At 72.4% G+C, this 9,987-nt stretch carries 11 protein-coding genes; 5 read left to right on the top strand and 6 right to left on the bottom strand.

What is annotated here, in order from left to right; all coding sequences use genetic code 11:
- Positions 1-1,772, top strand: a 1,772-nt coding sequence (locus tag CR470_RS31690) for a tetratricopeptide repeat protein (protein WP_143663915.1), incomplete at its 5' end; no start/stop codon positions are given.
- Between the two features lie 140 nt (positions 1,773-1,912).
- Here CR470_RS31690 and CR470_RS31685 read toward each other — a convergent pair.
- Together CR470_RS31685 and mca are read right to left on the bottom strand one after the other, a co-directional pair.
- On the bottom strand, positions 1,913-2,152 hold the full coding sequence (locus CR470_RS31685) for a hypothetical protein (RefSeq protein ID WP_097870917.1): 240 nt from the start codon (positions 2,150-2,152) through the stop codon (positions 1,913-1,915).
- Between the two features lies 1 nt (position 2,153).
- Positions 2,154-3,035: a mycothiol conjugate amidase Mca gene (gene mca, locus CR470_RS31680; RefSeq protein ID WP_097870916.1), complete on the bottom strand. Its 882-nt coding sequence runs from the start codon at positions 3,033-3,035 to the stop codon at positions 2,154-2,156.
- A gap of 250 nt (positions 3,036-3,285) precedes the next feature.
- Here mca and CR470_RS31675 point away from each other — a divergent pair, with 250 nt between their 5' ends.
- Entirely contained in the window at positions 3,286-3,702 is a 417-nt protein-coding gene (locus tag CR470_RS31675; protein WP_097870915.1) for a DUF4307 domain-containing protein, read from the top strand.
- Between the two features lie 184 nt (positions 3,703-3,886).
- Positions 3,887-4,384, top strand: coding sequence for a transcription elongation factor GreA (gene greA / locus CR470_RS31670; RefSeq protein ID WP_097870914.1), 498 nt, complete (start codon positions 3,887-3,889; stop codon positions 4,382-4,384).
- Between the two features lie 173 nt (positions 4,385-4,557).
- Here the strand turns inward: greA and CR470_RS31665 are convergent, their stop codons facing one another.
- The 4 genes from CR470_RS31665 to ilvA all read right to left on the bottom strand — a co-directional run bounded on the left by CR470_RS31665 (position 4,558) and on the right by ilvA (position 8,775).
- On the bottom strand, positions 4,558-5,373 hold the full coding sequence (locus tag CR470_RS31665) for a DUF899 domain-containing protein (RefSeq protein ID WP_097870913.1): 816 nt from the start codon (positions 5,371-5,373) through the stop codon (positions 4,558-4,560).
- Between the two features lie 139 nt (positions 5,374-5,512).
- Complete coding sequence (locus CR470_RS31660) at positions 5,513-6,376, bottom strand: ABC transporter permease (protein WP_097870912.1); 864 nt, start codon at positions 6,374-6,376, stop codon at positions 5,513-5,515.
- Positions 6,373-7,395 (bottom strand): ATP-binding cassette domain-containing protein, encoded by a 1,023-nt coding sequence (locus CR470_RS31655; RefSeq protein WP_097870911.1) that lies wholly within the window; start codon positions 7,393-7,395, stop codon positions 6,373-6,375. Before CR470_RS31655 ends, CR470_RS31660 begins: the two co-directional genes overlap by 4 nt.
- Positions 7,396-7,545: 150 nt before the next feature.
- Positions 7,546-8,775: a threonine ammonia-lyase gene (ilvA, locus tag CR470_RS31650; protein WP_097870910.1), complete on the bottom strand. Its 1,230-nt coding sequence runs from the start codon at positions 8,773-8,775 to the stop codon at positions 7,546-7,548.
- A gap of 156 nt (positions 8,776-8,931) precedes the next feature.
- On the opposite strand from ilvA, the gene CR470_RS31645 reads away from it, so the two are divergent.
- Both CR470_RS31645 and CR470_RS31640 read left to right on the top strand, forming a co-directional pair.
- On the top strand, positions 8,932-9,462 hold the full coding sequence (locus tag CR470_RS31645; protein ID WP_097870909.1) for a MarR family winged helix-turn-helix transcriptional regulator: 531 nt from the start codon (positions 8,932-8,934) through the stop codon (positions 9,460-9,462).
- A gap of 62 nt (positions 9,463-9,524) precedes the next feature.
- On the top strand, positions 9,525-9,987 hold a 463-nt coding region (locus CR470_RS31640), incomplete at its 3' end, for a sigma factor-like helix-turn-helix DNA-binding protein (protein ID WP_107489518.1).

Here is a 9,987-nt window from a genome sequence, read left to right as displayed (position 1 = left end):
GGGCGAGCCTGGGGGCGGCAGCGGCGGCGGCGCTGCTCGCGGCGGACGAGCAGGACGCCGAGCGCCTGCTCACCGTGCTGGCACGGGCCGGGCTGCTCACCCGCGTACGGGGATCGCGCTACCGGTTGCACGACCTGGTGCGGGCCTTCGCGCTGGCCCGGCTGCTGGACGAGGAGGAGCCGGCCGAGCGGGCGGCGGCGCAGGAGCGGCTGCTGACGAACTACGCGGAGCTGGCGGACGCGGTGATCCGGATGGTCGACGGGAAGATGTCGACCCGCGCCGGGCAGTTCGGCTCGCACGGCTTCGGTTCGCTGGACTCGGCGCTGCGCTGGCTGGACGACGAGTCAAGCTTCATCACGGCGGCGCTGCGGCACGCGGAGGGCGTCGACCAGGCCACGGTGCTGCACCTGCTGGGGGCGCTGTGCGACTACTGCCTGCTGCGCGGCGACCTGTACCGCCTGGGCGAGATCAGCGAGCTGACGCAGGCCGTGGACCAGGGTCTGCTGGAGCGGTCGGTGCAGTGGCGTACGGGTATCGCGGCCCGGCAGCTCGGCGAACTGGACAAGGCCCGCGCCACCCTGTCCTCCGTGGTCGGGCTGTACCACGAGGCGCAGAACGACGCGGGCGAGGCGCTGGCCCTCTGCTCGCTCGGGATCACCCTGCACCACCAGGGCAATCTGACGGAGGCGGCGGCCCGGCTCGGCGAGGCGCTGGCGCTCCAGTCGTCCGACGCGCAGGCCGAGGACCGGGCCTGGACCTTGCACGCCCTGGCGGCCGTGGAGCGCGACCGGGGCGATCTGGCGCGGGCGCTGTCGCTGCTGGCCGACGCGTTGCGGCTGCACCGGGAGGGCGAGTCGCTGCACGGTGAGGCCTGGACGCAGTTCCAGCTGGGGCAGGTGCGGCTGCGGACGGGCGAGGTGGCTCCGGCCGAGGAGGCGCTGAGCACCGCCCTGGAGCTGTACGGGCGGACCCGCGACGAACGCGGCGAGGCGTGGGCGCTCACCCAGCTGGCCCGGGCCCGGCTGCTGGACGGCGATCCGGCGGCCGCCCTGGAGCAGTTGCGCGAGGCGCTGGACCGGCACCGGCACAACGAGGACGCGCGGGGCGAGGCGTGGACCCTGTACTACCTGGGGCAGGCGCTGGAGGAGGACGGGGACACCGATCAGGCCGTGCGTGAGCTGGAGCGGTCCCGCACGATGTTCTCGCGGATGCGGGACGTGTACGGGCTGGCGTGCGCCCGGCACCATTCGGGCCGGGTGACCCGGGACCAGCGGGCCGCGCAGACGGGCAACCTGCGCAATTCGGGGTTCGCCCGGCAGCTGCTGATGGACGCGCGGGCCGACTTCCGGCGGATCAAGGTGCCGTACGGCGAGGCGTGGGCGTGCGTGGAGCTGGCGCTGATCGACGCGGGCAACGGGCGTGCGCCGCAGGCGCTGGAGCTGTGCGGCCGGGCGGCGGAGCTGTTCGCCTCGTACGGGGACGCGCGGGGCGGCGACTGGGCCCGGTTCCTGCGCTGCACGCTGCTGCCGTACGCCTCGCCCGGGGGCATCGAGGTGGGCACGGTGGTGGCGCAGCAGGAGCTGGCCGAGCTGATCGAGGGCCGGCACCCGGCGCGGGACGGGAAGCTGGAGCAGTCGGCGGCGGCGTTCGCGGTGGCGCTGGAGCGGGGTGTGGACCTGGAGGACGGCTGGCAGGCGTGGCGGCTCGGGCTCACGCCGACCCGCGCCGCCGGCCAGATCATGGGCGTCACGGCGGAGCCGGCCCGGCCGTGACGACACGGCCGTGACGACACAGCCGTGACCGGCGAGCGGCGGAGACCGTCCTTCCGTACACGTACACGTACACGTACGGGACGACGGGCGTCCGGCACCGGGCCGGACGCCCTTCTCGTACGCGCGGCCCCGGGCGCGGGTTACTTCCGGGGGGCGGCCGCCCCGTCGGCGACGGGCTCGGCGGCCGCCGCGTCCGGGTCGGGGGCCTCCTCGAAGTCGACCTTGCCCATGTGGCGGTTCATCGACTTCATCAGGGCCCACACGCCGACGGCGAGCGCCGCGAAGACGAGGAAGCCGAGGACGCCGGGGGTGACCTTGTTCTTGTCGAGCTCTTCGGCGGCGAGCGGGACGAGGTGCGTCAGTGCCTGGGTCGCGTACATATCAGGCATTGTCGCGGATGCCCGCGAAGAGGTCGCTCTCGGGGAGGGAGGTATCGACCAGAGACTTCGCCAGCTCGTACTCCTCGGTCGGCCAGACCTCGCGCTGGATGTCCATCGGAACCCGGAACCAGCCACCCTCGGGGTCGATCTGGGTGGCGTGTGCGATGAGCGCCTTGTCGCGGATCTCGAAGAACTCGTCGCAGGGAACGTGCGTGGTCAGGGTGCGTTCCACGCGCTCGAACTCCTCCCAGCGCTCCAGCCACTCACCGTACGGGGACTCCAGGCCCCGGGAGAGGAGCGCCTCGTGCAGGGCGACGGTGCGCGGCCGGTTGAAGCCCTGGTTGTAGTAGAGCTTCCGCGGCGTCCAGACCGGGCCGAACTCGTCCTCCGGGAACCGCTCCGCGTCGGCCGCGCCGTCGAACGCGATCATCGAGACGGTGTGCGTCATGATGTGGTCGGGGTGCGGGTAGCCACCGTTCTCGTCGTACGTGGTGATGACCTGCGGCCGGAACGCGCGGATCTTCGCCACCAGGCGCCCCGCGGCGACCTCGGGGTCCTCCAGGGCGAAGCAGCCCTCGGGCAGCGGCGGCAGCGGGTCGCCCTCGGGCAGCCCCGAGTCGACGAAGCCGAGCCATTCCTGCTGGACGCCCAGGATCTCGCGGGCCTCGTCCATCTCCTTCTTGCGCACCTCGTGGATGTTCTTCTCGATGTACGCGTCACCCTGGAGCTTCGGGTTGAGGATGGAGCCGCGCTCGCCCCCCGTGCAGGTCACGACCAGCACGTCCACCCCCTCGGACACGTACTTGGCCATGGTGGCCGCGCCCTTGCTCGACTCGTCGTCGGGGTGGGCGTGAACGGCCATCAGTCGCAGCTGCTCAGTCAAAGCTCGATCCTCAGTCATTGGTCGCTCTGGTCGGTCATGGTCGGTCCGGTCGGTCATGGTCGGTCCGGTCGGTCATGGTCGGTCCGGTCGATCCGGGTCTCTGTCGGAGCCGATCCGGGTCTCTGTCAAAGAGGCGCCGCGCCCGCGCGGCATCGGTGTGGGGCGCGGTCGGGTGCCGGGCGGGCGGCTTCTATAGTGACTGAACGAGGCGCCGGAAAATTCCTCGATGCCAGGTCCGGAGGGAACGATCATGACGACGGTTCGTGAGGCCCTGCCCGAGGGGCGGTACGGCCGGACCGAGGATCAGCGTGCCGACCGCAAGCTGAAGATCGTCGGATCGGTCCTCGGCGTCGCCCTGCTCGGCGTGATCGGGTGGATCGGCTTCGACTACGTGGGCGGCCAGGGCATCAGCGCCGAGATGATCAAGTTCAAGGTCGTCTCCGACACCCGGGCCGATGTCCACCTGGAGGTCCGCAAGGACCGCGAGGGCCACGGCTACTGCCTGGTGCGGGCGCTCAGCGAGGACGGCTCCGAGGTGGGCCGCAAGGAGGTCCGCTTCGACCGGGCCGAGGACCGGATCGACGAGGTCGTGACCGTGGTGACCCGGTCCAGGGCGACCGCGGTCGAGCCGATGGGCTGCACCGCCGACGACGGCCCGACGGGCTGATCTCGACCGAACCCCCTGTGACCTGCGACGATACGGGTCACATCGGCCGGTCGAGGGGTGTGACGGTTTACCTTCTCCCCCTTTTCCTGGGGAATTGTTAGGCTCGTGGTTTCGCCCACCCGTGGACGCACATGCTTCTGGGTAGGGCGATGCTTTGTATTCCCAGCACCGACGAGGAGCACCTGTGACCCAGACCAGCGAAAACGTCACCTGGCTCACGCAGGAGGCGTACAACCAGCTCAAGGCCGAGCTGGAGTACCTGTCTGGTCCCGCGCGCACGGAGATCGCCGTCAAGATCGCGGCGGCCCGTGAGGAGGGTGACCTCCGGGAGAACGGCGGGTACCACGCGGCCAAGGAGGAGCAGGGCAAGATGGAGCTGCGGGTGCGCCAGCTGACCCAGCTCCTGGAGCACGCGAAGGTCGGCGAGGCGCCGGCCGACGACGGCGTGGTCGAGCCCGGCATGGTCGTCACGATCGCTTTCGACGGCGACGAGAGCGACACGCTGACCTTCCTGCTCGCCTCCCGTGAATACGCCAGCACGGAGATCGAGACGTACTCCCCGCAGTCCCCGCTCGGCCTCGGTGTGAACGGCAAGCGGACGGGCGACGACGCGGACTACGAGCTGCCGAACGGCAAGACGGCCTCGGTGAAGATCCTGGCGGCGAAGCCCTACGCCGGCTGATCCGGCCGGTCACGACGGAACGACGCGGGAGCCCCGGCCATGGGCGGCCGGGGCTCCCGTGCGTCGTGTACGTCGGACAGCCGGGGCTCCCGTGCGTCGGGCGGCCCGGGCTCCCGTGTGTCGTCGCCCGCGCCCGGGCCGTTACCGCGGGCCGGGTGCGGGCAGTCGCCGGGTCAGGAGCAGTCGCCGGTGCGGCCGAGGGTCTTCTCGGGCGTCACGCCGGGGCGGGTCCACTGCGGGGTGGGGCGGCTGGCCGGGCCCCAGCTCGCGGTCCCGTCCGCGTCGGTGCGCCAGTACCAGCAGGCCTGGCCACCCTCGCCCGGGTATCCCTCGCGGACCCGGCCGATCGCCGGGCGGCCCTCGGGCCGGTCCTCCCACGCCTCGCCGCGGCCGTACGGCGTCAGGTCGAGCAGCCCGAAGGAGCCGTTGGCCGGCTCGATGCCACGGCCCGTCGTGGAGTAGGTGAGGAACACGCGCCCGCCGTCGCGCAGGAAGCAGGCGAGGTGCCCCATCTCCCCGCCGATCGGCGCGTCCAGGCCCCGCACCGAGTACCAGGGCTGGGTGTAGCCCATGAACGCGGTGTAGGCGGCCACCTCCTCCCAGGACCCCGTGGTCAGGACGGCGTACGAGACGCCCCGGGCGTTGAGGTAGACGGCGTCCTTCATGTGCCAGACCGCGTCGGTGCAGCCCTCGCACTGGCCCTGGTGCGGTGCGCCGTCGTACCACATGTGCTGGTAGACGACGAGCTCCCGGCGGCCCTCGAAGAGATCCAGGAACGGGACCGGGCCCTCGGCTCCGACGACCTCAACCGTCCCGTCGACCTCCACCATCGGCAGTCGGCGGCGGGCCGCGGCGAGCGCGTCGCCCTGGCGGGTGTGGGCCTTCTCGCGGACCAGGAGCTCGTCCCGGGCGGCCTGCCAGGTGGCCAGGTCGACGACGGGCGGGGCGCCGGGCAGCTCGGCGGCCGGATCGTCCGGTGCGGTGGTCATGGTGCCCTCCGTGGTGTCGCGTGCCGGGGATACCGAAGTCGGTCACGGTGGACGCCGGGGACGTCGTACGACGCCGCGGCGCCCCACCGGTAGAGACTCGCGGCGACGCCGGAACTCATCGCGACGCCCCGGGCGGACGTCAGACGGCCGCCGAGCGGTACTTGCGGACCGCGAGAGTGCGGAAGGCGACGATGATCAGCACCGACCAGATGACCGAGGCGAGGATCGGGTGCTCCATCGGCCAGGCCCCGGTGACGGACTTCGGCACGCCCGGCATCGTGTTCCCGAAGAGCTCACGGGCCCCCGCCACCGTGGCGCTGAACGGATTCCACTCGGCGACGTGCTGGAGGAACGTCGGCATGCCGGTGACCGGCACGAAGGCGTTCGAGATGAACGTCAGCGGGAACAGCCAGATCAGGCCGCCGGAGGTGGCCGCCTCCGGGGTGCGCACGGACAGGCCGATCAGGGCTCCGATCCAGGAGAACGCGTAGCCGAGCAGGAGCAGCAGCAGGAAGCCGCAGATCACCTTGCCGATGTTCTCGTGGGTGCGCCAGCCGACGATCAGGGCGACCCCCGCGAGCACGACGAGGGTGAGCGTGGTCTGTACGAGGTCGGCGAGCGTCCGTCCGGTGAGGACCGCGCCCCGGGCCATGGGCAGCGACCGGAAGCGGTCGATGAGCCCCTTGTGCATGTCGTCGGCGATGCCGGCGCCGGCTCCGGCGGTGGCGAAGGTGACGGTCTGGGCGAAGATGCCCGCCATCAGGAACTCCTTGTACAGCTGCGGGTCGGTGGAGCCGCCGATGCTGATGGAGCCGCCGAAGACGTAGGTGAAGAGGACCACGAACATGATCGGCTGGATCAGCCCGAAGATCACCATCTCGGGGATCCGGGTCATCCGGATCAGATTCCGCTTGGCGACGACGAGGGAGTCCTTCACGGACTGCGTGATGCCCCCGGCGGGACGGGGAAGCAACGAGGGGGCGTCCTTGGCGATCGCGCTCACTGGGTGTCCTCCTTGCTCCGGGAGCCGCGGGAACGTTCCGCTTCCGCTCCGTCGGGCTCTTCGTCCCCGTTCTCGTGCGCCTCGGCCGCATGGCCGGTGAGGGAGAGGAAGACGTCGTCCAGGGTGGGCCTGCGCAGGGCGATGTCGTCGATCTCCACGCCCTGGGCGTCCAGGTCGCGGATGATCTCGGCCAGCAGTCTGGCCCCGCCGGTGACCGGGGCGGTCAGCTTGCGGGAGAGCTGGGCGACGGTGACCTCGCCCTTGCCGAGGGCGGTCAGCACGGACCGGGCGCGCTCGATCTCGTCCGGGCGGTGCACGACGACCTCGACGCGCTCGCCGCCGGTACGGGCCTTGAGCTGGTCGGAGGTGCCGCGGGCGATGACCTTGCCGTGGTCGATGACGCAGATGTCGTGGGCGAGGCGGTCGGCCTCCTCCAGATACTGCGTGGTCAGCAGCAGGGTCGTGCCGCCGGCCACCAGGTCCTCGATCACGTCCCAGAGCTGCTGCCGGTTGCGCGGGTCGAGGCCGGTCGTCGGCTCGTCCATGAACATCACGGGCGGCGACACGACGAGCGCCGCCGCGAGGTCGAGGCGCCTGCGCATACCGCCGGAGTACGTCTTCGCGGTGCGGTCGGCGGCGTCGCCGAGGTTGAACCGGTCCAGCAGGACGCCCGCCCGGGCCTTCGCGTCCCGGGCGCTCAGGTGGTAGAGCTGCCCGACCATGCGGAGGTTCTCCCGCCCGGTCAGATACTCGTCGACCGCGGCGAACTGCCCGGAGAGCCCGATCGAACGGCGTACCTCGTTGGGCTTCTTCAGTACGTCGATCCCGGCCACGAAGGCCGTGCCGCTGTCCGGGCGCAGCAGCGTGGTCAGCACGCGTACGGCGGTGGTCTTGCCGGCGCCGTTGGGTCCGAGCAGTCCGAGGACCGTGCCCTCGGGGACGTCGAGGTCGACGCCGTCGAGGGCTCGTACGTCGCCGAAGGTCTTCACCAGTCCTTCGGCATGGATCGCACCTGGCATGGAGAGGTTCCCCCGTCACTCGCGGATGATGTCGCCGGTGGCGGCCTGCCGGTCCGATCCTAGGATCGGCGGCCCGTCGCCGCCCGGTGAACGGGCGCATCCCGGCCGCGCGGCGCGAGATGGGCCCTTCCCGGCGGGTTCCTCGTCCGCTCAGCCCATCACACGGAAGCCCTCGGCCCGCAGCGCCGCCTCGACCTCCGCGCAGTGCTGCGGCCCCTTCGTCTCCAGGTGCAGGTCGACCTCCGCCTCGGTCAGGCCGAGGCGCGGGTCGGTGCGCACATGGCTGATGTCGAGGACGTTGGCGTCGGCCACGGTCAGCGCGGCCAGCAGGGCGGCCAGCGCCCCCGGGCGGTCGGTGAGGCGCAGCCGCAGGCTCAGGTAGCGGCCCGCGGCGGACATCCCGTGCCGCAGGATGCGCTGCATCAGCAGCGGGTCGACGTTGCCGCCGGACAGCACGGCCACCACCGGCCCCCGGAACGCCTTCGGGTCGCTGAGCAGCGCGGCCACCGGGCTGGCCCCGGCCGGCTCGACGACCAGCTTGGCCCGCTCCAGGCAGAGCAGCAGCGCACTGGACAGCTCGTCCTCGGTGACGGTGCGGACCTCGTCGACCAGCTCCTCGATCAGGGCGAACGGTACGTCGCCGGGCCGGCCCACCTTGATGCCGTCGGCCATCGTGACCGGGGAGTCGAGCGAGACGGGGTGCCCGGCGGCCAGGGATGGCGGGTAGCAGGCGGCACCCGCGGCCTGGACTCCGATGATCCGGACGTCGGGGCGCAGTGCCTTCACCGCGACGGCGACGCCCGCGGCGAAACCGCCGCCGCCGATGCCGAGGACGATCGTGCGGACCTCGGGGCACTGCTCCAGGATCTCCAGCCCGACGGTGCCCTGGCCCGCGATGATGTCGGGGTGGTCGAAGGGGTGGATGAAGACCGCGCCGGTCTCCTCCGCGTACCGCTGGGCCGCGGCGAGGGTCTCGTCGACGACCTGGCCGTGCAGCCGCACCTCGGCCCCGTACTCCCGGGTCGCGGCGACCTTGGGCAGGGGCGCCCCGACGGGCATGAAGACCGTGGAGCGCACGCCGAGGAGGGACGAGGCGAGGGCGACGCCCTGGGCGTGGTTCCCGGCGCTGGCGGCGACCACCCCGGCCGCCCGCTCCACCGGGGAGAGGCCGGAGATCCGGACGTAGGCGCCGCGCAGTTTGAAGGAGCCGGTGCGCTGGAGGTTCTCGCACTTGAGGTGGACCGGGGCGCCGACCAGCTCGGTCAGGTGGCGGCTGCCCTCCAGGGCGGTCACCCGCGCCACCCCGGACAGCATCTTCTGCGCGCCCCGGACGTCGTCGAGGATCAGGGCCGGGTGGTGGGCGGTCGCGCGGAAGCTCATGTCCGCAAGTCTCGCAGCTGCGACCGTGCGCGGCAGACTTGTCCCGGGGCGGCCTGCGGCGGGGTCCGCAGGTTTGTGCGGCGTGGTACGCGTTGCCCCGGGGCCGCGTACTCTGTCCCCCACCCATCCGACACCGCACGAAGAGAGCCCCCGGCCATGCCCCCTCAGGACATGACGACTGCTGCGTCTCCTTCCGGGGGCGCCGTCCCCGAACACCCGGGCCCCGACAGCCTGCTGGACTCCCTCCAGCACCAGGTGGCGGTCTTCGCCCGCCGTGCCGAGCAGACTCGCCTCGGCGGTGTCGGCCAGGTCCGCAACTCGATGGACCGGGCGGCGTACCTGCTGCTGAACCGGCTGGACCGGGAAGGTCCGATGGGCGTCAAGGCGCTGGCGGCCGGGATGGGCATCGACTCCTCGACGGTGACGCGGCAGGTCGCGCCGCTCGTCGACACCGGTCTGGTCAAGCGCACGTCGCACCCGGAGGACGGCCGGGCCGTGGTGCTCCAGCTCTCGCCGCGCGGTCAGGCCCGCCTGAACGAGGTCCGGGCGTCGCGGCGCGAGCTGATGTCCCAGGTGACGGACGGCTGGTCGCAGGAGGAACGGGACACGTTCTGCGCCCTGCTCACCCGTTTCAACTCCTCCCTCGCCGCCCGCCAGGCGGCACACCAGCCTCCGCAGTCCGACTGACGAGGAGAGCGCCGCGTCCGGGCTCTTGACCGGGGCGGTGCGCCGGGGCTCGTATGTGGTCCATGGCAGAGCGGGCGACCCACCGGGACCGGCTCCGCGCCCTGGAGTTCGAGGCCTTCGTGGCGGGCGCGGGCGGACGCCTGCTGCACACGGCGACGCTGCTCACCGGCGAACCGTCGCAGCCGCCGGGCGCGTATGGGCGGGCCGAGCGGCTGCTGCACGCGGCTCTCGCCCGTACGTACGCCGACTGGGACCGGCTGCGCGGTGGCGACCCCTACGACCTGGCCCGCCGGGAGCTGGCCCTCCGGTTCGCCCGGGAGTCCCGTCGCCACCAGCGGCCGCGCGGCGGTCTGCTGGACCGGCTGACCCCCATCGAACGGCTCGTTCTCGTCCTGCGGATGTACGAGGAGGTCGGCGAGGAGCAGACGGCGGCGCTGCTCGGGCTGCCGGGCGACCGGGTCCGCGCGGTGTGCGCCCGGGCGGTGGCGACGCTGCGCGCGCCGGGGCGTGGCGCCGGTCCGGGGC

Source organism: Streptomyces sp. rh34, from assembly GCF_002551245.1.
Classification (GTDB): Bacteria; Actinomycetota; Actinomycetes; order Streptomycetales; family Streptomycetaceae; genus Streptomyces.
The sequence above is the reverse complement of the archived record's forward strand: the minus strand, read 5'-3'. Positions and strand labels throughout refer to the sequence as shown.